This is a genomic window from Providencia sp. PROV114 (assembly GCF_032704305.1).
GTDB lineage: Bacteria > Pseudomonadota > Gammaproteobacteria > Enterobacterales > Enterobacteriaceae > Providencia > Providencia rettgeri.
In genome coordinates this window covers 2,711,349-2,735,920 of sequence record NZ_CP120528.1, presented here as the reverse complement: position 1 = coordinate 2,735,920, position 24,572 = coordinate 2,711,349, and the positions used below count along the sequence as shown (strand labels likewise).

Here is a 24,572-nt window from a genome sequence, read left to right as displayed (position 1 = left end):
TGCGCAGATAAATTAAATATGTGCAATAAAGTGCAACACCATGAAGTTACAAGTTATCAGCGGTCACTTATAAAGATAACTAATAATTTTAAAGCTACTCAATGGAGAAAACAGGATGACTGTAAGCACTCCGATGATCATTATGTTCGTCGTATACATTACTGGCATGTTATTAATTGGTTATATGGCCTATCGCTCAACGAAAAACTTTGACGACTATATTCTGGGTGGGAGAAGTTTAGGCAGTGTTGTAACTGCATTGTCTGCTGGTGCCTCAGATATGAGCGGTTGGTTACTCATGGGGTTACCAGGTGCGATTTTCTTGGCCGGGATTTCTGAAAGTTGGATTGCTATCGGTTTGAGTCTCGGTGCATATCTTAACTGGTTATTTGTTGCTGGGCGTTTACGTGTCCAAACAGAAAAAAATAATAATGCGTTAACATTACCGGACTACTTTACTAGCCGTTTTGAGGATAACAGTAAGATTTTACGTATTATTTCTGCTGTTGTTATTTTAGTTTTCTTTACGATTTATTGTGCGTCAGGTGTGGTCGCAGGTGGCTTGTTATTTGAAAGCACATTTAATATGAGCTATGAGAAAGCGATGTGGTTAGGTGCACTCGCGACGATTGCTTACACGTTTTTAGGTGGTTTCTTAGCTGTGAGTTGGACCGATACTGTTCAAGCTTCATTAATGATCTTCGCATTGATTCTTACACCTATTGTTGTGATCCTTTCTTTAGGGGGAATTGATACCTCTATTGAAGTGATTAAAGCTAAGAATCCTGAATATCTTGATATGTTTAAAGACATGAATATCATCGCAATTCTGTCATTATTAGGTTGGGGATTAGGCTATTTTGGGCAACCTCACATTTTAGCGCGTTTTATGGCAGCAGACTCTGCTCGTACTATTCGTTCTGCTCGACGTATTAGTATGACATGGATGGTATTATGCCTAGGTGGAACGATTGCGGTTGGTTTCTTTGGTATCGCTTATTTTGAAAATAATCCGGCTTTAGCGGGTTCGGTCATGCAAAATAATGAGCGTATATTCATGGAGTTAACGGGGATTTTGTTTAACCCATGGATCGCTGGTATTTTATTATCAGCCATACTAGCCGCGGTAATGAGTACGTTAAGTTGCCAATTATTAGTTTGTGCGAGTGCGCTAACGGAAGACTTGTATAAGCCTTTTATTCGTAAGAGTGCTAGCCAAAAAGAGTTAGTATGGGTCGGGCGTTTTATGGTGTTGTTAGTCGCTGCAATTGCCATTTACATTGCTCGTGATCCAAATAATAAAGTTTTGGCATTAGTGAGTAATGCATGGGCTGGTTTCGGTGCAGCGTTTGGTCCTGTTGTTTTAATCTCTGTAATGTGGAAACGAATGACGCGTACGGGCGCACTCGCAGGAATGTTAGTTGGTGCAGTGACAGTACTCGTTTGGATAAAATACAAATGGTTTGATTTGTACGAGATCATCCCAGGTTTCTTATTAGCAACAATCGCGATTGTTGTTGTCAGCTTGATAACTAAAGCACCAAGTGCAGCTGCGCAGGCTCGTTTTGATGAAGCCGAGGCAGAATATAAAGCAAGTTAATCGAGCGAGTTTATAAACTAAAAAGGCCGAGTAACAATACTGTTATTCGGCCTTTTTGCTTATTTTTCATTAATGGTTCTTTTTGCGCTTAGCGAATTGGTAACCAATGAAGAGCAAAATAAACCAAACTGGTGTTGCTATTAAGGCTTGTCTTGTATCGTGCTGAAATGCCAATAAAACAACCATAAAGGCAAAAAAGGCGAGGCTTAACCACGACATCACAATACCCGCAGGCATTTTATAATGGGATGCTTTGTGCATCTCAGGTCGCTTTTTACGGAAATTTAAATAGCTATATAAAATCATGCTCCAAATAAACATGAAAAGAATTGCAGACACGGTTGTGACTAGTGTGAATGCATGCATGATATCAGGAATAAAATAGATCAGAACAATACCAAAACTGAGGCAGATACAGGTAAAAATCAACCCAGTAGCGGGTACGGCTTTTTTCGATAATTGGCTGAACTGTTTTGGTGCATCCCCTTCTTTTGAAAGCCCAAAAAGCATTCGACTGGTGGAAAATACACCACTATTTGCAGAAGAAGCTGCAGAAGTTAAAACGACAAAGTTAACAATACTTGCTGCTGCAGGTAAGCTTATCAGGACAAACATTTCTACAAATGGGCTTTTATCGGCCAATATGGTTCGCCATGGGGTAACTGCCATAATCACAATTAAAGATAACACATAGAATGCAATGATCCGGATAGGTATCGCGTTGATAGCTTTCGGTAAAGATTTTTCTGGATCGCGTGTTTCAGCGGCTGCCGTTCCGACTAATTCAATCCCAACAAACGCAAAAATAGCAATTTGGAAGCCAGCAAAGAAGCCGCTGATCCCCATCGGAAACATTCCACCATCATTCCAGATGTTGCTTAAAGATGCCGTATGACCCGCAGGGGATTGAAAATTCATGGCAATTAGTGTGCCACCTACTGCAATGAGAGCCACTATGGCAACAATCTTTATCATAGCGAACCAAAATTCGAGCTCACCGAAAAGCCTGACAGAAACCAGGTTGAGTGTTAATAAGGTGACTACGCAGATAAATGAGGTTACCCATTCAGGAAAATCAGGAACCCAAAAGCTCACATAGGCTGTTATGGCAATGATATCGGCAATACCTGTGATAACCCAGCAAAACCAGTATGTCCAACCGACAAAAAAACCTGCCCATGGGCCGATAAGGTCAGCAGAAAAATCACTGAATGATTTGTAGTCCAGATTAGAAAGTAGCAGTTCACCCATTGCGCGCATCACAAAAAATAGCACAAAGCCGATTATCATATACACAAAGATAATTGATGGGCCCGCAAGTGAAATGGTTTTACCAGAACCCATAAATAAGCCTGTACCAATTGCGCCACCAATAGCAATAAGTTGTATATGGCGGTTACTAAGACTACGTTTTAGCTGATTACGATCAGCGTTGGGTTGTGTTGATAGTGAATTCGCATTTTCTTCCATACTAAAGATGTCCGTAGTGGTTTGTGATAATTAGCCACAGTCTTTTTTATAATTTTGTGGTTATGTTTGCGTGAAATATTGTGACACAAATCTCAATTAGAGTAAGGAAAAGTTATCTTGTTAGAAACGAAGTGATGTTTATTCAAGCGATAGTTTTCTTAAATTTTACATTCGTAACTTTAAATTAACTTAGATAATAAAAATAGCAGAATCATATTGACTGTAGCAATTGTTAGGCGTTAAATAATTTGTATCGGGTTGTTAGCTCAGTTGGCAGAGTAGGTGACTCTTAATCATTAGGTCGGGGGTTCGAGCCCCCCACAACCCACCAAGATTTTCAATGAGTTATGAGCATGCTGCGGAACCTATACTGACTGTATGGGACGTATTTGGGACGCAAGCATTAAATATTGCATCAATTTGCTTAGCATGTTTGGCTAAGTGATCTGGGGCTCAGTGAGCATATCGCAGAACTATCTCAATACTTTCCTAGCCGCCCATTTCTTGAAGATCAGACAGCGGGACGCCGGATTGAACTAACTAGGATTGCAAGGAATTTAAACAGCGTTTCAAACTAACCTGCTGAGGTGATTTTTTATCTTTTTTAATTAGTATTCAAATAGCATTGATTGTTTATGAGTTAGGCTTTTACCTAATTATTTCAATTTATTAGAGTAAAAAATAGGATCTATAAACCAATGAATAATTGGAATTGATGCTAATAAAAGTGCTATACAAATGGTTAGTAGAGTAAATGTTATTATTAATAATAAATTAAGCTCTATACCTAAAAAAACTAATGTTTGTAATATAATAAAACAAATAATTGGGTGGATTAAATAAACACCTAAAGCATTGTTTGATGTTTTCGCATATTTATCAGTTGATAAGGCAAAGTAAATAATGCTTGACCCTAACACTAGACTTATAGAAAAATTTAAAATATGAATAATAAATTCGTTGAAGAATAAATAGGAGTTGATACCGCTGAGCATTTCACTTAAGAAAGCATCTCGATAATGAAGGAATAAAATAGCTGAAATTGTAATACAAAAAATTACCATGGTAGGTTTTTTTCTTAACGAAGATATACTTTTATTATTAATAAAATAAGCGATGACAAAAAATGGAAAATATAGAATAATTGAGAAGAAACTAGAAAATGGCATAAGGTAAGTTTTTGTTATATAAGAAATTATCAATGATAATGTTAAAATTATAGAGAGGTAGAATTTATTTAATTTAAAGCTTTTCGGTAATAATAAAAAAATAGCTTGCCAGATAGGCGTTGCTAAGAAAAACCAAACTCCGTATTGAGGAGAAAGTAAATAGGTTCTTAAAGTTAACTCACCGGTGAAATAAAGTGGGATCATATCGATTGTTTGGAACGTAAAATAAATGATAACAGCAGGAAGAAGATGAGATTGTAACCCTTTCCATGTCGTATTTTTTGTTATAAATGCAACTATAAATACAAACATAGGGATTAATGTTAATTCAAAAGTATTAATAAGCAACGCATATTTGTTTTTATCAACTAAATTTAAATAAAAATCAAAAACAATTAATGAACTCAATATAAGCTTTAGTGTAGGCCAGTATGGTTGGTTATTATCTTTTATATTCGAGATTAAGTGATTTTCATTTTTCATACATATACCCTATATAAAAACTCACTTATTGTACCTCATTGAGATTTTTATTTAAAATAAATTATTTTAGGGATTATGAAAGGGAAGGTAATACGTCAAATATTGATGAGTCTTATTAAGTTAAATGTTACTATTAATTCGAGTTAGCTCATGATTTAGTAACCGGATATAAGGCTACAATATCCTTTATTCATCATTTAAGAGTACGATAAAAATCACAGATGCTTAAGACATGAAACGTGATAGACACCCCAAGGAATCTGTATTGGGTTGGAAAAGTATGATTTGGTTGAATTGCGAACAATTTAAAGAGACTATTTTTTAATATGGAATGTACCTAAGAAGTGATTGCAATTACAGGGTTTGAGACATGAGGAAAATAAAATTAACTCAAGTCTCTGCCATTTCATCAACGCCTAACAATCAGTATAGGTAAATAAAGGTGTTTCAGGCTATTTCGGCGCTATTCTTATCAATGATGATCAGTTCATGCTGTTATCAACCAATTTTTGGGTGATTGTAATTGAAGCTTCAACGCCTAATATATATAAAGCCTGCTCTAAAAGTTCAATTTTAGATGCGTAATGAATATCGAGTAAGCGTTCTATCTGTTGTGCATTGATGTTCAGCCTGCGAGCGAGGTCGATGCGTTGTGTTGCAGAATTGAGAATCGCGTTATGCAAGGCAATTTTTAAGCAGCAGATTATGGGTAAATAAACAGTAAAGGTTGCTTCACTTTTTGTTTGTGTTGCTAATGGAATAGGTTTTCTGAGTTCAATTAGTTCAGCAAAAGAAGCGAGCAAAATTTCTTGGGCTTCTAACTCAACATCTTCTTTACAATAGCTAACGCCCTGTAGCCCAGAAAAATCACTAAAGTTGATTTCATATACGTTTTCTTCCTCAATGAAGTCTACAGTTGCTTGATAATTGAACATGCTTTTCCTTAAAATTATATTTTAGTGTGCTCAGTGTTGCATTGGTGCATGAGGAAAACAAGTTTATCACTTCACTGGCCTTGTCATTTTTTCATCATTTTGTCTATATTGATCCTACATACGACTTAGAGAGCATTGTAAGCAATATTAATGTGATCTTCTTAACATAAATATATCAATGAGAGTATCGTTTTATTCGGAAATTATTGAGAAACAAAGAAAACAAGTGTGAAGACTGTCGCAAATTGGAGAATATTTTTGCTCATAAAAAGCACAATAAATTTGTTTGTTTTATAAGCAAGCTTCTCACTGAATTATTTTAACTAAAAGTCATTTTTTTCTATTCCTTCATTATTGGATTAAGCAATTTTACTTAAGTTAGGATGATGATTAGGGTATTTTGTTAAAATAAAAGTATATAGTAATCAAAGGTTACTATAACCTTGGTTAATCAAATTTGTTGTCATTGCGTGAAAACAGCTAGAACGGATAAGCATGAAGACATGTAATAATACGCTTAGTCGTTTTTATTTTAAGTGCCAATCGAATGTTTTAAAAGTGATATGAAAAATATATAGAAAATGGAATGTTCTTAATTGAAACCTTCATTTTTCACCCTTAACACAAAAGTGATTGGTTAACGTAGGTTGATCTTTTTATTAAAAAAAATGAAATCTCAGCTACTTTATATAAAAAAACAAATATTAATTAATCAAAAAAAATTACTTTAATGAATTAATAACAAAGTGATTACTTAAAATATTAAAAAAACAAAAATAACCAGTAAAAGTATTTAAGCTAAATAGTTTTTTATTATTGGTAATTTATTTAAATTTTATTAATTTTATTAATATTACGAGATGATGACATTATAATCATTGTTTAATTAATCTAATGAGAATTGAGGGCGGATACTTAATATGTATGACAATATAGTGAGAGTTTGTATGATAACTACGATTGAATAATTTTGAACGATGGTTGTAATGTAGATTAAACTTATTGAAAATTAATGATTAAGTTTTATTCCAATAGTGCCGATAACGGCTTATTACAGACATGGGTAACTCAGTTTCTTAATACTAAAAATTGATTTGGATCAATATGTTGTTTTTGATGTTGTGCTTGGTTTTTTTCGCTTGGTAATCACATGTAAAGAGTGAATGCTTTGATTAAAATCCTGCCATTTTGCTTAAGGTGACTAAAAATGTTGTGGATATTTAGGATAAAGTAATAGAAGATAAAGAGATAATGAAGATTATTTAATGAATTAAGGGGTAATCATCCCATTGGTATAAAAAGAAACATAAGTACCTTGAATAGTTAATTTAGTGGTGCATAATAATTAGCGACTAATAATGACATCAGCCATTTCTGATTTTTACGGGAACCGCTAATTTTTTAGTCATTCTTTATTGTTGTAGGTATTCAGGAAATATCTTTAATTTAAGTTTGGAAATTTGTGTGTTTATACTCCAAATTGGGTACTTTTGAATGGATGACATGGGAAAATTAATGGAATTGTATTTACCCAATTTAATTACTTTTTAAATTTAATAATTTGATTACACAATACTTTCAAATTTATATTTGTTCTTTTTGCATACAGATCGCACAGATGTTGATAATTTTCGGAAAGGAAAAAAAATGAGCTCGACGACAGATTTTCTGAAGCATATATACGATATTAACCTCTCATATTTGCTATTAGCCCAAAAACTCATCTCCCAAGAGAAAGCCTCTGCGATGTTTCGTTTAGGTATCTCTGATGCAATGGCAACTACTTTAGCAGACCTTACACTCCCTCAATTAGTCAAATTAGCAGAGACAAACCAGCTAATCTGCCAGTTTAGATTTGATAATAGTGACACAATTGAAAAGCTAACCCGTGATTCAAGAGTTGATGAATTGCAACAAATTCATACAGGTATCTTACTTTCGACCCGATTATTGCAAACGCATAATGAGGGCGACACAGAAATAGCGAGAAAAAGATGAGTACCGCAGCTGAAAAAAGTATAGTCCAAGAAGCGAATGATATTCGATTAGCCATGGAACTAATCTCTTTAGGCGCTCGCCTTCAAATGTTAGAAAGTGAAACTCAAATTAGTCGTGGTCGTTTAGTTCGTTTATATAAAGAGCTAAGAGGCTGCCCACCACCAAAAGGCATGCTACCTTTTTCTACAGATTGGTTTATGACGTGGGAACAGAATATTCATTCATCCATGTTCTATAATGCTTATCAATTTTTACTTAAAAGTGGTCAATGTCGTGGTGTGGATGCCATATTAAAAGCCTACAGGTTATACCTTGAACAGTGCATTCCAGAACCTGGTGAGGAGCCTTTGTTAGCTTTAACACGCGCTTGGACATTAGTCCGTTTTGTGGAAAGTGGCATGTTACAAAGTTCACAATGTAGCTGTTGCCATGGTTCTTTTATTACTTACGCACATATTCCTGAAAATAGCTTTACTTGTAGTTTATGCCAACCGCCATCACGTGCAATAAAAAAACGTAAACTTTCCGAGCATCTAGCCGATATTACGGTATATCGACAGGATGGCATTACTAAAGCGGTAATGTAATTGGATTGATTTGGTTAACAGGCAAAGGTTTTTGCCTGTCACTCCTAATATTCCCTTTGACTGCCATCTGTTAACCAACGGAGTGAAAGGGAATATTGTGTTAATACTCATCGGGTATATCATTGTTACAGTTGCGGTTATAGGCGGATACTTAATGGTCGGTGGCCATTTGGGTGCGCTTTATCAACCTGCTGAATTTGTTATTATTTTAGGTGCAGGTTTAGGTGCCTTTGTTGTTGGTAACAGTGGCAAATCCATCGTCGCCTTGTGTAAAGTATTACCAAAACTCTTTCGTCGTTCCTCTTACAATAAAACAATGTCAATGGACTTAATGGCGTTGTTATTTCAATTACTTAATAAATCACGCCAGCAAGGGTTACTTGCACTTGAAAAAGATATTGATAACCCAAGTGAAAGTGAAATTTTTTCCCAGTATCCCCGTATTTTAAAAGACGAATCCACCATGATGTTCATCGTGGACTACTTACGTTTGATGGTAAGCAGTAACTTACAAAGCCATGAAATTGAAGCATTAATGGACGAAGAGTTAGAAACTTTTCGCCAAGAAAATGAAGTACCGGCTTCGGGGTTAAATATGGTCGGTGACTCTATGCCTGCATTTGGGATCGTTGCGGCCGTTTTGGGTGTCGTAAATGCCTTGGGCTCAGCGGATCGTCCTGCTGGTGAATTGGGTGCTTTAATTGCTCATGCTATGGTGGGAACATTTCTAGGTATTTTAGTGGCTTATGGCTTCATTTTACCTTTGGCTGCACTAATAAGACTACGCAGTAGTGAGCAATTGAAAATGATGGAATGCATTAAAGTGACTTTCCTTTCAGCATTGCAAGGCTATGCCCCTCAAATTGCAGTGGAATTTGGCCGCAAGGTGTTATTCAGTGCAGATAGGCCTTCATTTGTTGAACTTGAAGATAAAGTTCGAGAAGTGAAAGTTGGTGCCCGCTCACAAGAAACAACTGAGGAGTAACTAACGGATGGCAGCCAATACACCGCATGTTATTCGGGTTAAAAAACGCAGTTCGCATCAGCAAAACGGGCATGGCGGTTCATGGAAAATTGCTTATGCCGATTTTATGACGGCGATGATGGCATTTTTTTTAGTGATGTGGCTAATCTCAATTTCAAGTCCTCAAGAATTAACTCAAATTGCCGAGTATTTTCGTACTCCCTTAAGTACAGCTATCAACCCAGGAAGTAAAAGTGGAGATGCCACAAACCCTATTCCAGGTGGTGGTAAAGACCCTATTTTCCGTGATGGGGATGTGATGCCAGAACCTAATAATATTATTGATGGAAATGCAAACTATCGTTTTGAAAAATTAAAAGAGTCACTTGAGCAGGCCATTTTAAAAGACCCACGTTTGAATGAATTAAAGCCACATTTACTGATTGATATGATCAACGATGGGCTACGAATTCAAATTGTAGATAGTGAAAATCGCCCAATGTTTAAAGTTGGTTCGGCAATGGTTGAACCGTATATGCGTGATATTTTGCGAGCAATAGCACCACTTCTTAATGATGTTCCCAATCGAATTAGTATCTCCGGTCATACTGATGACCTCGCTTATGCCAACGGAGCCAATTACAGCAACTGGGAGCTTTCATCTGATCGCGCGAATGCTTCACGCCGTGAATTGATTCGCGGTGGAATGGATGAAAATAAAGTCTTACGCGTGGTTGGAATGGCATCAGCTATTCATTTAGACAAAGATGATGGCTTTGCTCCGATCAACCGCCGGATAAGTATCATTGTTTTAAATGATGAAGAAACAAAGCAGATCCTCCGTGAATATGATGGCGCAAAGCCGATCAATGATGTGCTGAATAAACCGCAAAAGCCCACACCAGAAACGTCCGTGGGTGTTGTCGCTGCGGTGAAAATACCGTGATGAATTGCTGTTATTTGAATTTATTACATAACATGTTTAGTTGCCTGCCGGAATGTCCGGCAGTCAGCGTTAAGTGAAACTTAAGCGAAATTGGATAAAAACCATGGATATTACCGAGTTTTATCAAACATTTTTCGATGAAGCTGATGAGTTGCTCAGGGATATGGAACAACATTTACTTGAGCTTGATCCTTTTGACCCGGATAGCGAGCAGCTAAATGCCATCTTCCGCAGTGCCCATTCAATAAAAGGAGGGGCTGCAACCTTTGGTTTCACTCAGTTGCAGAATACGACTCACACATTGGAAAACCTTTTAGATAAGGCGCGTCATGATGAATTAACACTCACACCTGACATTATTGATGTTTTTCTTGATGCTAAGGATGTCATGGCATCACAGTTAGATGCCTATAAAAATGATTCTTTGCCGGATGAAGAGACCTTTAAGCGCATTTGTGAGGTGCTTAGCCGGGTTGAAAATAGAGCAGAAGAGGTCACTGAAACAACGGCTGCGTTACCTGAGACTAAAGTTGAAGTTGCGGTTGTTGAAGAAGCTCCCGCAGAGCAAGGTGAATATTCACACTACTTTATGATCTCGTTAAATCAGCTCAAAGAAAATGAAGTTGATTTACTGGCAGATGAGCTCAGTTTATTTGGGCACTTGTATCATACTGAAAAAACAGCAAATAGTTTGCAAGCATGGCTTGGTACAAACACTGATATTGATGATATTAGTGGCGTATTATGTTTTGTGGTGGATGAATCACAGATTGCTCACCAAGTCGTATCATTTGCGGATTGCCTCGCCTTATCTCCTGAAGAAGTCATCACGGATGGCTCCGATGGCACAATCGAAATTAAGATTCCTGAGCCGGAGAAAGAAGCAAAACCTGTAACTGTTTCACCAGCGGTAGCTGCGCCTGCAAATACATCGAAAAAACCTGCAATCGCTAAACCGAAAGGGGATTCGAGCAGTATTCGTGTGGCTGTAGAGAAAGTTGACCAGTTGATCAACTTAGTCGGGGAGTTGGTCATTATTCAATCAATGCTGACCCAACATAGTCAGCATGTCGATCAAAATGAATACAGTGATTTATTAAGCTCAATCGTACAGTTGGAGCGTAATTCTCGCGCCTTGCAAGAATCCGTTATGTCAATTCGCATGATGCCAATGGATTACGTATTTAGTCGTTTCCCACGCATGGTACGGGATATAGCATCGAAATTAGGTAAAAAAATCGAGCTGAAAGTGGAAGGAAGTTCAACTGAACTCGATAAAAGCTTGATTGAGCGCATCGTCGATCCCCTGAATCACCTTGTTCGTAATAGCCTCGACCATGGGATTGAAAAGCCAGAAGTTCGCGTGGCAAATGGTAAGCCAGAAGCTGGCACATTGACCTTAGCGGCAGCACATCAAAGTGGCAATATTTGCATTGAAGTTCGTGATGATGGCGCAGGGCTAAACCGTGAACGTATTTTGGCAAAAGCGAAGTCACAAGGCATGAACGTGCATGATGGTATGAGCAATGATGAAGTTGCGATGCTGATTATGGCTCCAGGATTTTCAACCGCAGAGGTAGTGACAGACGTTTCGGGACGCGGTGTTGGAATGGATGTGGTGAAAAGAAATATCCAAGACATGGGCGGTCGTATTCAAATCGGTTTTACCGAAGGCAAAGGCACCATTATCCGCATCTTATTACCGCTCACTTTAGCGATTTTGGATGGGATGTCGGTGAAAGTAGCGGAAGATGTCTTTATCGTGCCATTGAGTGCAATTATCAGCACGTTGCAGCCTCGACAAGAGGATATTTATCGCTTGGCTGGAGAGGAAAAAATGCTGCTTGTGCGAGGTGAATATCTACCGCTTGTTGAATTACACCACGTATTTTCCATCGAAGAAGCCGAACGAAATTTAGATAACAGTATTGTGCTGATTATTCAGAATGCAGGTCATCGTTTTGCATTGTTGGTCGACAAATTAGTTGGGCAGCAGCAAGTGGTGGTGAAAAACATTGAAAGTAATTATCGCAAGATCCCCGGTATTTCCGCAGCAACGATTATGGGTGATGGTTCTGTTGCATTGATTTTAGATGTGGCTGAACTACAAAAAATGAATAACAGCATTTTGATTAAAAAGAAACAGCAGGTTTCTCAACCTGTCGTGCACTAAATAGAGGCCATACACCATGTCTATGTTAGATGATGATTTAAATAAACACGAAGAAGAAAAAAACGGCGAAGGCTACCTCATTTTTACCTTGGGTGAAGAAGAGTATGGCATTGAGATCTTAAAAGTGCAGGAAATTCGTGGTTACGAACAAGTGACTCGTATCGCGAATACCCCTGATTTTATCAAAGGAGTGACTAACTTACGTGGGGTCATCATTCCGATTATTGATTTACGGGTGAAATTCTCCCATGAAAACGTGGTGTATAACGATAACACGGTCGTTATCGTAGTGAATTTAAAAGATCGCGTCGTTGGTATTGTCGTCGATGGAGTTTCGGATGTACTGGTCTTGAATGAAGAACAAATTGCACCACCACCTGATTTTGCCGTGACATTATCAACACAATATCTGACAGGGCTCGGAACATTAAACGACCGTATGTTGATTTTAGTCGATATCGAAAAATTATTAACAAGCGATGAAATGGCGCTGATTGACAGCATGGCTGAGTAATTCTCAGCCCCAACAATTGTTCAAATAATAATAAGTCATTAACTAAAGTTTTTGGTTGGATGACCGATATCCAAAATACAACAAAATTATGTTAGTAAAACGTCATGTACAGTCGAATTAAAATCGTATCGGGACTTTTGTCCGTCATTTTTATCTTTATTTTGCTGCAACTGGTATCCAGTGGGTTGATGTTTACCAAACTGGGTGATAACAGCGACAGCATCAGTTATTTGAATTCATTACAACGCCAAAGACAAGTATTAACGGAAAGCTGGGTCAATTTGTTACAAGCTCGAGCTAACTTAAACCGCTCTATCAATGCCTATTTACTTGAAGGTCGTAAAATTCAAGACGATGCAACGACAGAAGATTTGATTAAAGCCGCTAAACGTAACTTTAAATCAGCGGATGATGCCTATGCACGTTATAACAAGCTGATGCAAAGTTCGGATTATGATAAGGCCAAATTTGAAAAACTATTTAGCACCTATGAAACCTATCGTGATGCGTTAATCAAGCTAGGTGAATTCGCTGAAAAAGGTGACCTTGAAGGCTTTTATGCACACAGAACCTCAGGGCACCAAGTAAAATTTGAAGAGCAATTTAACGCTTATTTTGCGGATATCTCAGCAGATTTTCAAGCCGAAGTCGTTAACGCAGATAATAACTATCGCCAATCTTTATATATGTTGGTGACGCTATTTATCTTACTCGCCTTAATTGGCTTCTTTAGTTATCGCTATGTTCGTAAAGGCATTATTGAACCACTCGGTATCTTAATTGAGCGTATTAAAGTCTTTGCTTCAGGCGATTTAACACCGAATGTGACAACAATTGCCAAGAATGAAATTGGTGAGTTGGCCAATGGTGTTCAACATATGCAGCAGGAATTGATTAATACCGTTCGTGGTGTGCTAGATGGTAGCGAAACTATTTACCAAGGTACAACCGAAATTGCAGCAGGTAACAATGACTTATCTGCACGAACTGAGCAGCAAGTTGCTTGCTTAGAAGAAACCTCAGCCAGTATGAGTGAGCTGACTGCAACCGTAAAACAAAATACGGAATACGCCCACCAAGCGAGTGAATTTGCAAACCAAGCTTCAGTGATAGCAAAAGAGGGTGGCAAAGTGGTATCGAATGTGGTCAGTACCATGCTGAACATTGCCGATAGCTCACAGAAAATCTCTGATATTACTGCGGTTATCGATAGCATCGCCTTCCAAACCAACATCTTAGCGCTAAACGCAGCGGTTGAAGCGGCACGAGCAGGTGAGCATGGTCGTGGTTTTGCTGTGGTGGCTGATGAAGTGCGTAATTTAGCACAACGCAGTGCTGATGCGGCTAAAGAGATTAAAACGTTAATTGAAGATTCAGTGTCAAGAACTGGGACAGGCGCTCGCCAAGCAGAAGATGCGGGCGAAACAATGACCAAGATTGTCGAGTCTGTCACACGTGTCACTGACATTATGACGCACATTGCAACTGCATCAGACGAGCAAAGTAAAGGAATTGCACAGGTCAGCATCGCTGTTGCAGAAATGGATAAGGTTACACAGCAAAATGCGTCGCTGGTTGAGCAGTCTGCGGTTGCAGCCAATGTATTGGAAGAACAAGTGGCAAAACTGTCGCAATTGATTTCCATCTTCCGTTTACCACCATTAAAACAAAGCGAAATACGCAATATTCAGCCGGCAGCAAGAACGGTTTCAAATATCGTTAAAACGCCGGATCTGACAAAACTGTCATCGAAAGAACATAAAGATGATGACAATTGGGAAACTTTCTAACGGTTAAGCTCAGTCTTTCGCTGCAAGGCTTTGGTTTTGCAGCGTTTCTGTGCATTAGAAAACAAGGCAATGTTTCAGAGGTTCAGTTCTCTTAGCTGGCACAAGTGGGGATTTCTATGTTTGGTAAAAATATCCGAATTTCGGTGAGTTTGTATCTACTTCTCATTTTATTTTGTGGGATGCAGATTGTGTCTAGCGGGGTTTCTGTCGGGATTGTTGTAAGTGAATTAAAATCTTTAGAGCGTATTGATTTGGGGTCTGATAAGCGAGCGATGCTTGAAGAAACCAGTAAACACCTAATGCAAGCACGCAACAGCTTAACGCAAATTGCTTTGCTGCATAAAGTGGGTGGTAACGAACCGTTGATTGAAGAAACGAGAGTAACTTTTGATAAATTACTCGAAGAAGCTGAGAAAGATTACACCACGTTTAAAAACCAGCCTCTTTTGAGTGAGAAAGAAAATCTCGCCGCTCTTGAGGCTCGGTATCAAGCCTTTGTATTGACACTCAAAGCATTAAAAACACATTTAGATAATAAAGATATTGCAGCCTATATTGAACTTCCTGCCCAAGAAAACCAGGATCAGTTGGAGCAAGTTGTCGAGGAATACCTTGAATTACTGAATGCTGAAAATGATGAATCTCTTGCAGCAGCAAGAATGTATAACACGTTTGCGTGGAGTTCATTCGCTTCAGTGATTGTTATTATCCTTGCCGTTATTGTTTTTGTTAACTACTGGATGAAACGTAAAGTGATTAACCCATTGAAAAGTATGGGAGAGCACTTTGCATTAGTGGCTGATGGTAAACTCAATCAGAAAATTGAAGTCACTACCCGTGATGAAATTGGTGAAGTGTTTGGTAAGTTAAAAGACATGCAGGAGTCTCTAGCGACTTCAGTAACAGCGCTACGTTCAAATACGGACCAAATGTACACTGGTATCCGTGAAATCGCGTTAGGAAATAATAATTTATCTTCACGTACTGAACAGCAAGCGGCATCACTTGAAGAAACCGCAGCCAGTATGGAAGAGTTAACCGCTACGGTTAAGCAGAATGCGGATAACGCGCGCCAAGCCAGTGAACTTGCTGTTAGCGCATCGAAAACCGCAACGAAAGGCGGAGAGATCACCGAAGACGTGATTGACACCATGACTTCCATTTCCAATAGCTCACAAAAAATCAGTGCCATTATTAGTGTGATTGATGGCATCGCCTTCCAAACCAATATTTTAGCATTGAATGCTGCTGTTGAAGCTGCTCGAGCGGGTGAACAGGGGCGCGGTTTCTCTGTGGTTGCTGGTGAGGTTAGAGCATTAGCTCAGCGTAGTGCGGAAGCGGCAAAAGAAATTAAAACCTTGATTGATGAATCTGTTGGCAGAGTCAGCCAAGGTTCTCAATTAGTTAATGAAGCAGGTGCAACTATGAGTGAATTGGTTGCTGCAGTTAACCAAGTTACTGAATTAATGGGTAATATTGCCTCTGCATCCAATGAGCAAAGCCGTGGTATTGAGCAAGTCGCAACAGCAGTAAGCCAAATGGACTTAGTCACACAACAAAATGCGGCGTTAGTTGAGCAATCGACCAGTGCGACGGCAGCGCTAGAAGATCAAGCGAACAACTTAGTTGATACGGTTGCATTCTTTGAATTACCTGAAAGTCAATTAAATCGTAATCGGCGTTAAGTGTTGTGAAAACTCGTTTTTGAGTTTTCGGTGGATAATCGTAACTGGTTATTTTTTCTTAGGTTATCCATCCTAAAAGGCAGCCAAATAACTGGCTGCCTCTGGGTTTTTATTGAATAGGACGACAAGTACGATGCTTTTTGTACCACAGGTAGAACCACTGACTGATGATGAGTTTGGTCGGGTTTGTCGATTTATTCATAAAAAATCAGGCATTGTCCTCACCATGAATAAAAAAAATATGGTCTATAACCGGCTGTTAAAGCGGTTGCGTGATTGTAATATCGACAATTTTTCCGATTATTTACGGATGTTAGAGCGTGAGCCTCACCATGCAGAATGGCAAGCTTTCGTGAATGCTCTGACGACAAATTTAACCGCATTTTTTCGTGAACCGCACCACTTTGTGACGCTAGCAGACTTTGTTCGCACACGTAAAAATAGCGCGATTAATATTTGGTGCGCTGCATCTTCAACAGGAGAAGAGCCATATTCGATAGCCATGACATTGAGTGATGTGCTTGGGCCAAACGCAATTAATGCCAAAGTCATTGCCAGTGACATTGACACGGAAGTGCTAGAAAAAGCGAAACAAGGCGTGTATCGCATAGAAGAGCTGAAGTCTTTAACGGCATTACAGAGACAACGCTATTTTATGAAAGGCGTTGGCGAGTTTGATGGCTATGCGCGAGTCAAGCCAGCATTACGCCAAATGATTGAATTTCGTTATTTAAATTTGAGTGACCATGATTGGCAAATGCAACATCGATTTGATGCGATTTTTTGTCGTAACGTCATGATTTATTTTGATAAAGAGATGCAGATAAAAATGCTGGAGCGTTTTGCTCCATTGCTTAAGCCAGATGGTTTGTTATTTATTGGGCATTCTGAAAATTTATCGCAGTTATCACAAAGTTTCGTTATTAAAGGGCAAACCGTCTACAGCTTGCAAGCGGCGAGGAGGGGGTAATGAAAAAAATTAAAGTGCTATGTGTGGATGACTCAGCACTGATGCGCCAATTAATGCGCGAAATTATTAATAGCCATGATGACATGATAGTGGTTGATACCGCACCAGACCCTTATGTTGCTCGTGATTTAATCAAGCAATATGAGCCGGATGTGATTACGTTAGATGTGGAAATGCCACGAATGGATGGTATTGATTTCTTAGAGAAATTAATGCGCTTACACCCAATGCCTGTGGTCATGGTTTCAACATTAACGTCGAAAGGTTCTGAAGTGACATTAAAGGCGCTGGAATTAGGTGCTGTGGATTTTGTCACGAAACCGCAAATTGGTATTCGTGAAACCATGATGAGTTATCGCGATATTATTGGTGAAAAAATTCGCGCAGCAGCTATGTCAAAAATTACTCAGCGCAGCCGTTTTGCTCGTCCGGACAAAAAGGTCAGTGAGCCAGTTTCTCAAGCCAAAGCGCTCTCTCCCTATGTTTGTAACAGCCGTGTGATTGCGGTTGGCGCATCGACAGGTGGAACAGAGGCGATACGTCAATTTCTGGAAATGTTACCTCATGAATGCCCACCTGTCGTGATCACTCAGCATATGCCTGCGGGTTTTACGCGTTCTTTTGCTGATCGCTTAAATAAGCTGTGTGTATTGACCGTAAAAGAAGCTGAACACAACGAGCTATTACAAAAAGGCCATGCATATATCGCACCAGGCGATTCGCATATGTTGATTGCCGATAAAGGCAAGGGATTTCAAGTCATTTTACAGCAAAGCGAACCTGTTAACCGGCACCGTCCTTCTGTTGATGTGTTGTTCGATTCAGTAGCTCAATGTGTTGGGCGAAAATGCATTGGTATTTTATTGACGGGAATGGGGATGGATGGAGCGAAAGGACTATTAAATTTACGTAAGCAGGGGGCAATCACTTACGCACAAAACGAAAGTAGTTGTGTGGTATTTGGTATGCCGCGTGCTGCGATTGAAATGGGAGCTGCGGATGAAGTGCAAGATATTCTCAAGATTGCCCCAAGTGTTTTAGCAAGACTTTCTTCTGTCACGGTTTAACCCGGGGCAGGAATTCACAATTGTATTTTGAAGGAGTGGTTATGGCCGCTAAAGATCTCAGTTTTTTGGTTGTTGATGATTTTTCTACTATGCGCCGCATCGTCCGTAACTTATTAAAAGAGCTCGGATTTAATAAAATAGAAGAAGCGGAAGACGGTGTTGATGCCTTAGAGAAAATTCGTGCAGGCAGCATCGATTTTGTGGTTGCCGATTGGAATATGCCAAATATGGATGGTTTAGAACTGCTCAAAACTATTCGCGGTGATGATGCATTAAAGCACATCCCAGTTTTGATGGTGACGGCTGAAGCGAAAAAAGAAAATATTATTGCGGCTGCACAAGCGGGTGCGAGTGGTTACGTAGTTAAGCCGTTCACTGCCGCTATTTTAGAAGAAAAATTGAATAAAGTATTCGAAAAAATGGGTCTGCAATAACAGTGCGTGCCAAAGGAGATTTTCATGACTGAACAAGTGGGTATGGAAGGTATTCGCAATGGTAATGATGATTTAAAACAAGTCATTACACGCATTGGTACGCTAATGAGAACCCTGCGTGAAAGTATGCGCGAATTGGGCCTAGAAAAAAGCGTTCAACAAGCCGTGGCGAGTATTCCAGACGGAAAAGACAGGCTGCGTTATATCGCACAAATGACGGCGCAAGCGGCAGAAAAAACCTTAAATGGCATTGATGTCATCAAACCACTGCAAGTGGAAATGAATAAAAATGCGCAGGTGCTGCAACAGCAGTGGCAAGAAACTGCCGAAGATGCGGTTCCTGCACAATTGCGTGAGTCAACAGAAGCCTTTTTAGGACAGGTGATCCAAGACAGCGAAACGACTAAAGCAGAGTTGTTGGAAATCATGATGGCACAAGATTTCCAAGATTTAACAGGACAAGTCATCAAAAAAATGATGGAAGTGGTTGAAGAAGCTGAAAAACAACTGCTTGCATTATTAATGGAAAATACGCCACCTGAAATGCGTGCGAAAACGCAAAACGAAAGTTTGCTCAATGGCCCGCAAATCAATAAAGAAGGCGTTAATGTCATGGCATCACAGTCTCAGGTTGATGATTTACTTGATGAGCTAGGTTTCTAATTACCGACATTTTTTTAATTAAACTACTCTAATTACATAGGATTAGGGTAGTTTTATTGTACTTGCGTTACAAGGAAGGGATTGCAATGATAAATAACGATTTAATTTCTACTTTCGTGATTAAAGAACAAAAAGAACAAGCTGATATCGTTCAAGAAAATAACGGGGATGTTGATGAGTGCTCTTCAGAATTACAAATGAGGCAAGCGTTAATCAATCAACTTAAAAAAGCGCGTTTAGCCAATAACTTAACCCAGATGCAAATTGCAGAAAAAATGCAAACTCAAAAGCAAAACGTGTCGCGTTTGGAAAAAGCGCAATTCGACCCGAAATTAGGCACATTATTAAAATATGCGGAAGCGGTTGGCTTGAGCCTTACCTTGGATTTTCCTTCTAAGCCCTGAATTATATAGTGTATAAGTAAATCTATATGTATTCAGGTGAGTATTTAATCGCTAATCATGTTGATAGACTGCGATGATCTTACTGCCAAGTATTTGTGCAAATAGCTCAATAAAATCATCGCGGACATCCCAATTATGAAAACTAAAACCTAAATTACCGAATGCCCATTGCGGATCAAATTGCCACGCATTAAGTGGACCATGAAAATCGCAACAAAAACAAGCGAGGTTTTCTGGTTTTCCCTCATACCAATCAGATACCGTATCGCTCCATGCATGGCTCTGTTCGCTTTGTTCACTGGCACATTGTGGGCAGTAAATACCGAGGCCATTGCCACCTGCGTGAAAAACCGTGTGTTCAGTTACGATAGACAGGTAATTTTTTAGCATATCTTCCGGGAGTTGGGTTGGGACGATTTCATCATTAATGACGTACAAAATGGGTTCTTTGTGAGCGGGTGTAGGGCGATAAATGACTTCACCATATTCAACGCCTTGGAAATGTGGGTCAATAATGCCTTGTTCTTTTAGCCAGTCAAGCATGTGCTGGGCATGTTTGGGGGCATCTTCTAAGGAAATATCTGGGGCAACAAGGTGGCAAGTATCCATAATAACCCTTTATTGTTAAAAGCCATTAATAAGTAAGTCGATTGCGTGTTTAATGGTGTCTCGTTGGCAACTTAAGTCAACGATTTTTTTCCCTAATAATGAATGAGGGACGCAAGCCATTTGATGAGTCATTAAAATGAAAACCTGCCCGTTGATTGATAATTGTGGATTTAGGCGTACAGATAATGTTTTTTTAACAAGCCTTGCTTGCTCATAAAGTTCAGGCGCGATAGTGACACTGGCGTTTTTTTCATGCTTTGAGTCATTGTACTCATGGTATCTCCTTAATTACACGTGTTCAGGCATGTGTAATTAAGCATGCTTATTGCTCAATAGCCAAATAACCCCCTTGAACTACGTCTATTTTCCACCATTGATTTTTTTACACTCTGTCATGCTATAGCGATAACTCGTATTTTCATTAAATTTTGGAATCACGGTGTCCGACGAGAGTGATGTAGAAAAAACAGAAGAGCCCACCCCCCATAAAAAGCAAAAAGCCAAAGATGATGGGCAAATCGTTCGTTCAAAAGAATTGAGTTCGCTAATGATGATGTTAGCTGGCGTGAGCTTGCTATGGTTAAGTGGCGGACATTTGGCGGCACAACTGCGGCAAATAGCTCGTCAGGGTTTTATTTTTGATGGTCATTACTTACAAAACACAGGCTTGATGATCAGCTATTTAGGACGTGTTGTCAGTGAGGCTTTATTTGCCTTATTACCCGTGATTGGTGGGTTAGCTTTGGTGGGGATTTCTGCGTCATCGTTAGTGGGTGGGCTCGTTTTTAATAGCAAGTTGATTAAATTTGATTTGAAAAAGTTAAATCCAATCAAAGGGCTAAAGCGTATTTTTTCGATGAATGCGTTATCTGAGTTATTTAAAGCAATTTTAAAATCGTTATTTGTGGGTTTAGGGGCGTTTATTTTTCTTTGGCAAAGTTGGCCATCATTACTGCATTTAGTGATGGAATCACCGGTTACGGCGCTAAGTAATGCACTACAGAAAGTCATTTTTGCCGGGTATTTAATTGTGTTTTTGCTGATCCCGATGGTGGCTTTTGATGTTTTCTATCAGTTTCGCTCCCATTTAAAAAAATTGCGCATGAGTCGTCAGGAAATTAAAGATGAATTCAAGCAGCAAGAGGGTGACCCGCAGATTAAAGCCAAAATTCGCCAACAACAGCGTGCGATTGCGCGTAACCGAATGATGGCGGATGTCCCAAGTGCGGATGTCATCGTCACTAACCCGACACACTATGCGGTTGCCCTTAAATATGACGACAAAAAAATGGGGGCGCCAAAAGTATTAGCGAAAGGTGCGGGCGTATTGGCTCAGCGCATCAAGGAAATTGGTGAAGAGCACCGAATATTACAGTTAGAAGCACCGCCGCTTGCTCGTGCGCTATATCGCCATGCGGAGATAGGCCAAAGCATTCCTGTTGCCTTATATGCGGCGGTTGCAGAAGTTTTAGCATGGGTTTACCAATTGCGCCGCTGGCGCCGTGAAGGTGGGCTCAGACCAAAAAAACCGAAAAATTTGCCAGTGCCACCGACGCTGGACTTTGCTGGAGATAACAATCGCGATGGCTAATTTGGCTTCATTATTAAAATTGCCGAAAAATTTACAGGGAACGCAGTGGCAAATACTTGCTGGACCGGTTCTTATCTTATTGATTTTGTCGATGATGGTACTGCCATTGCCGGCATTTTTATTGGATTTACTGTTTACCTTCAATATTGCACTTTCTATTATGGTGCTATTAGTGGCGATGTTCACTAAGCGCACATTAGACTTTGCTGCATTTCCAACCATTTTGCTATTTGCAACCTTATTGCGCCTTTCTTTGAATATCGCCTCAACGCGAATTATTTTGTTAGATGGCCATACAGGGCCAGATGCAGCTGGACGAGTTGTCGAAGCTTTTGGTCACTTTTTGGTGGGCGGTAACTTTGCCATCGGTATTGTGGTGTTCATTATTCTTGTACTGATTAACTTTATGGTTATCACTAAGGGAGCAGGGCGTATTGCGGAAGTGGGCGCTCGCTTTGTGTTAGATGGTATGCCGGGTAAACAGATGGCCATCGATGCCGACTTGAACGCAGGTATCATTACGGATGATGAAGCGAAAAAACGCCGTGCGGAAGTGACTCAAGAAGCGGATTTTTACGGTTCAATGGATGGTGCGAGTAAGTTCGTGCGTGGGGATGCGATTGCGGGGATCATGATTATGGTGATCAACGTGGTTGGCGGGTTAATTATCGGTGTTGGTCAACACAATATGTCATTGGGTGAGGCGACAAGTGCGTATACCTTGCTGACCATCGGTGATGGCCTTGTGGCGCAAATTCCTGCTTTGATTATTTCAACGGCTGCTGGGGTTATTGTCACTCGAGTGGCAACCGATGAAGATGTGGGTGAGCAGATGGTCACCCAGCTATTTAATAACCCGCGAGTGATGTGGTTGAGCGCAGGCGTTTTAGGCCTAATCGGTTTGATTCCGGGTATGCCTAACTTTGTTTTTTTGCTATTTACTGCTGCACTGGCTGCCCTTGGTTGGTATTTAGTGCGTAAATCGCAACAACCCGAAAGTGCCACGGGAGATAATAGCCAATCGCAGCATTTCCAAGAAGCAAATAAAGTGGTTGAAGCCACGTGGGATGACGTGCAACTAGAAGATTTGTTGGCGATGGAAGTGGGGTATCGGTTGATTCCCTTAGTTGATAATGACCAGCAAGGTGAATTATTAGGGCGACTGCGTGGTTTACGTAAGAAATTTGCTCAAGAAGTGGGGTATTTACCACCTGTCGTACATATTTGCGATAACTTGGCGCTTTCCCCCTGTGAATATCGAATTCTGATCAAAGGTGCAGAAGTTGGGCGGGGAGAAGCACAGCCTGGTCGTAGCCTGGCTATTGACCCAGGTAATGCCGCCGGGTCGTTACAAGGCGACGTCACCAAAGAGCCTGCATTTGGTTTACCTGCAATCTGGATTGATGATGATTTACGTGAGCAAGCGCAAATACAAGGGTATACCGTGGTATCTGCGAGTACCGCAGTGGCAACTCATTTTAATCAAATTTTGTTGCAAAACTCCAGCACCTTATTTGGCCGCCAAGAAGCACAAATGTTGTATGATCGTGTGAAAAAAGAGATGCCAAAATTGGCAGATGACCTGATCCCAGATACCATTTCGTTAACCATTTTGCACCGTGTACTACAAAATTTATTAATGGAAGATGTGGTAATCCGCGATATGCGTACCATCATTGAAACCTTAGCTGAAATGGCGGGGGAAAATGGTGAGAATAAAGATACGGATTACCTGACGTCACAAGTGAGAATTGCGTTAGGTCGGGCTATCACCCAGCAATGGTTTGGTAATGCAGAAGAAATTCAAGTTATTGGTTTAGAAGCTAGTCTTGAACAAATCTTACTGCAAGCCGCTAAAAATGGCGGTGGTTTAGAGCCAAACTTGGCGCAGTTTATTCAAACCCAAGCAGAGCAAGCCGTGGCACACCAAGAGGCGATGGGAGCCCCAACGGTATTATTAGTTAACCATGGCTTACGCCTAATTTTGTCGCGTTTCTTGCGGCGCAGCCTGCCACAGCTAGTGGTCATGTCGAATTTAGAAATGACTGACCACCGTAAGATCAGAATGACGTCAATGATCAGCGGCAGTTAATTCTATCGGTATTATTTGCCATTTAGCTACAGTATTAAAAAGAGGAAAATTGCCAATAGGATACGGTAATTTTCCTCTTTTTTTATTCCAAGACTTTGCTTAATTAGCATATTTTCTTCCTTAACCATGATAATTTTTACTATAGTAAAAATTATAGTGAGTTGAAGCTAACCTGTTGGTGGGGATTCATTATGAATAATAAAATAAATGAGTTACTGAAATTTGCTCAAGAAATGAAAGCAATTGGTGGTGCTGATGGCACCGCGGCTTGCCGTATCGAGGCGCGGATAAAAACACAAGAGCTTAAGAAAAAATTCACCAACCCTAAGTCTATGACAGGAGAAGACATTAAACGTATTTGTGAGCAAAATAATATTTCTTAATCTTCTCTCGCTTCGATATTAAATATGACCAAGGAAAGTGTTTCT

Annotated in this window: 22 protein-coding genes, 1 tRNA gene and 1 pseudogene; 18 read left to right on the top strand and 6 right to left on the bottom strand. The window is 39.7% G+C overall.

The window, feature by feature from the left end; all coding sequences use genetic code 11:
- The first annotated feature begins 115 nt into the window (after nucleotides 1-115).
- Complete coding sequence (putP, locus tag P3L37_RS12255) at nucleotides 116-1,600, top strand: sodium/proline symporter PutP (RefSeq protein WP_109911098.1); 1,485 nt, start codon at nucleotides 116-118, stop codon at nucleotides 1,598-1,600.
- A gap of 69 nt (nucleotides 1,601-1,669) precedes the next feature.
- Here putP and cycA read toward each other — a convergent pair whose 3' ends face one another.
- Nucleotides 1,670-3,070 carry a D-serine/D-alanine/glycine transporter gene (gene cycA, locus P3L37_RS12250; RefSeq protein ID WP_109911099.1) on the bottom strand — a complete coding sequence of 467 codons (1,401 nt, stop codon included), beginning with the start codon at nucleotides 3,068-3,070 and terminating at the stop codon, nucleotides 1,670-1,672.
- Between the two features lie 255 nt (nucleotides 3,071-3,325).
- On the opposite strand from cycA, the gene P3L37_RS12245 reads away from it, so the two are divergent.
- Nucleotides 3,326-3,401, top strand: a tRNA-Lys gene (locus P3L37_RS12245).
- Nucleotides 3,402-3,415: 14 nt separating this feature from the next.
- Here the strand turns inward: P3L37_RS12245 and P3L37_RS12240 are convergent.
- The 3 genes and pseudogenes from P3L37_RS12240 to P3L37_RS12230 form a co-directional block, all read right to left on the bottom strand.
- Nucleotides 3,416-3,610: pseudogene (locus P3L37_RS12240) on the bottom strand (integrase); the annotation flags it as partial.
- A gap of 116 nt (nucleotides 3,611-3,726) precedes the next feature.
- Entirely contained in the window at nucleotides 3,727-4,722 is a 996-nt protein-coding gene (locus P3L37_RS12235) for an acetyltransferase (protein WP_227024184.1), read from the bottom strand.
- Nucleotides 4,723-5,204: 482 nt separating this feature from the next.
- Nucleotides 5,205-5,657, bottom strand: a complete 453-nt coding sequence (locus P3L37_RS12230; protein WP_004909821.1) for a hypothetical protein — start codon at nucleotides 5,655-5,657, stop codon at nucleotides 5,205-5,207.
- Nucleotides 5,658-7,304: 1,647 nt separating this feature from the next.
- Here P3L37_RS12230 and flhD point away from each other — a divergent pair.
- The 13 genes from flhD (at nucleotide 7,305) to P3L37_RS12165 (ending at nucleotide 19,852) form a co-directional block, all read left to right on the top strand.
- Entirely contained in the window at nucleotides 7,305-7,655 is a 351-nt protein-coding gene (flhD, locus tag P3L37_RS12225) for a flagellar transcriptional regulator FlhD (protein WP_004909823.1), read from the top strand.
- Entirely contained in the window at nucleotides 7,652-8,242 is a 591-nt protein-coding gene (gene flhC, locus P3L37_RS12220) for a flagellar transcriptional regulator FlhC (RefSeq protein WP_004909826.1), read from the top strand. Before flhD ends, flhC begins: the two co-directional genes overlap by 4 nt.
- 97 nt (nucleotides 8,243-8,339) lie before the next feature.
- Complete coding sequence (motA, locus tag P3L37_RS12215) at nucleotides 8,340-9,227, top strand: flagellar motor stator protein MotA (RefSeq protein ID WP_004909829.1); 888 nt, start codon at nucleotides 8,340-8,342, stop codon at nucleotides 9,225-9,227.
- A 7-nt stretch (nucleotides 9,228-9,234) separates the two neighbouring features.
- Complete coding sequence (motB, locus tag P3L37_RS12210; protein ID WP_004909832.1) at nucleotides 9,235-10,152, top strand: flagellar motor protein MotB; 918 nt, start codon at nucleotides 9,235-9,237, stop codon at nucleotides 10,150-10,152.
- 103 nt (nucleotides 10,153-10,255) lie between these two features.
- On the top strand, nucleotides 10,256-12,325 hold the full coding sequence (cheA, locus tag P3L37_RS12205; protein WP_196723434.1) for a chemotaxis protein CheA: 2,070 nt from the start codon (nucleotides 10,256-10,258) through the stop codon (nucleotides 12,323-12,325).
- Between the two features lie 16 nt (nucleotides 12,326-12,341).
- On the top strand, nucleotides 12,342-12,839 hold the full coding sequence (cheW, locus tag P3L37_RS12200; protein WP_004909833.1) for a chemotaxis protein CheW: 498 nt from the start codon (nucleotides 12,342-12,344) through the stop codon (nucleotides 12,837-12,839).
- Between the two features lie 104 nt (nucleotides 12,840-12,943).
- Nucleotides 12,944-14,629, top strand: a complete 1,686-nt coding sequence (locus P3L37_RS12195) for a methyl-accepting chemotaxis protein (RefSeq protein ID WP_109911153.1) — start codon at nucleotides 12,944-12,946, stop codon at nucleotides 14,627-14,629.
- A gap of 116 nt (nucleotides 14,630-14,745) precedes the next feature.
- On the top strand, nucleotides 14,746-16,314 hold the full coding sequence (locus P3L37_RS12190; RefSeq protein ID WP_109911154.1) for a methyl-accepting chemotaxis protein: 1,569 nt from the start codon (nucleotides 14,746-14,748) through the stop codon (nucleotides 16,312-16,314).
- A gap of 133 nt (nucleotides 16,315-16,447) precedes the next feature.
- Complete coding sequence (locus P3L37_RS12185; protein ID WP_004909839.1) at nucleotides 16,448-17,284, top strand: CheR family methyltransferase; 837 nt, start codon at nucleotides 16,448-16,450, stop codon at nucleotides 17,282-17,284.
- On the top strand, nucleotides 17,284-18,351 hold the full coding sequence (locus P3L37_RS12180; RefSeq protein WP_004909841.1) for a chemotaxis response regulator protein-glutamate methylesterase: 1,068 nt from the start codon (nucleotides 17,284-17,286) through the stop codon (nucleotides 18,349-18,351). The genes P3L37_RS12185 and P3L37_RS12180 overlap by 1 nt, the downstream gene beginning before the upstream one ends.
- Before the next feature lie 41 nt (nucleotides 18,352-18,392).
- Nucleotides 18,393-18,785, top strand: a complete 393-nt coding sequence (gene cheY / locus P3L37_RS12175) for a chemotaxis response regulator CheY (RefSeq protein WP_004909843.1) — start codon at nucleotides 18,393-18,395, stop codon at nucleotides 18,783-18,785.
- A gap of 24 nt (nucleotides 18,786-18,809) precedes the next feature.
- Entirely contained in the window at nucleotides 18,810-19,448 is a 639-nt protein-coding gene (locus P3L37_RS12170; protein ID WP_109911155.1) for a protein phosphatase CheZ, read from the top strand.
- 86 nt (nucleotides 19,449-19,534) lie between these two features.
- On the top strand, nucleotides 19,535-19,852 hold the full coding sequence (locus P3L37_RS12165; protein ID WP_004909849.1) for a helix-turn-helix transcriptional regulator: 318 nt from the start codon (nucleotides 19,535-19,537) through the stop codon (nucleotides 19,850-19,852).
- A gap of 51 nt (nucleotides 19,853-19,903) precedes the next feature.
- Here the strand turns inward: P3L37_RS12165 and P3L37_RS12160 are convergent, their stop codons facing one another.
- Both P3L37_RS12160 and P3L37_RS12155 read right to left on the bottom strand, forming a co-directional pair.
- Nucleotides 19,904-20,461: a hypothetical protein gene (locus P3L37_RS12160; RefSeq protein WP_109911156.1), complete on the bottom strand. Its 558-nt coding sequence runs from the start codon at nucleotides 20,459-20,461 to the stop codon at nucleotides 19,904-19,906.
- 15 nt (nucleotides 20,462-20,476) lie between these two features.
- Nucleotides 20,477-20,617, bottom strand: a complete 141-nt coding sequence (locus tag P3L37_RS12155) for a CcdB family protein (protein ID WP_227024189.1) — start codon at nucleotides 20,615-20,617, stop codon at nucleotides 20,477-20,479.
- Between the two features lie 283 nt (nucleotides 20,618-20,900).
- Between P3L37_RS12155 and flhB the strand changes: the two genes are divergently transcribed.
- The 3 genes from flhB to P3L37_RS12140 all read left to right on the top strand — a co-directional run bounded on the left by flhB (nucleotide 20,901) and on the right by P3L37_RS12140 (nucleotide 24,527).
- Nucleotides 20,901-22,052 (top strand): flagellar biosynthesis protein FlhB, encoded by a 1,152-nt coding sequence (flhB, locus tag P3L37_RS12150; RefSeq protein ID WP_109911158.1) that lies wholly within the window; start codon nucleotides 20,901-20,903, stop codon nucleotides 22,050-22,052.
- Complete coding sequence (gene flhA, locus P3L37_RS12145) at nucleotides 22,045-24,144, top strand: flagellar biosynthesis protein FlhA (RefSeq protein ID WP_004909858.1); 2,100 nt, start codon at nucleotides 22,045-22,047, stop codon at nucleotides 24,142-24,144. Before flhB ends, flhA begins: the two co-directional genes overlap by 8 nt.
- A gap of 191 nt (nucleotides 24,145-24,335) precedes the next feature.
- Nucleotides 24,336-24,527: a hypothetical protein gene (locus tag P3L37_RS12140; protein WP_231136804.1), complete on the top strand. Its 192-nt coding sequence runs from the start codon at nucleotides 24,336-24,338 to the stop codon at nucleotides 24,525-24,527.
- The last annotated feature ends 45 nt before the right edge of the window (nucleotides 24,528-24,572 follow it).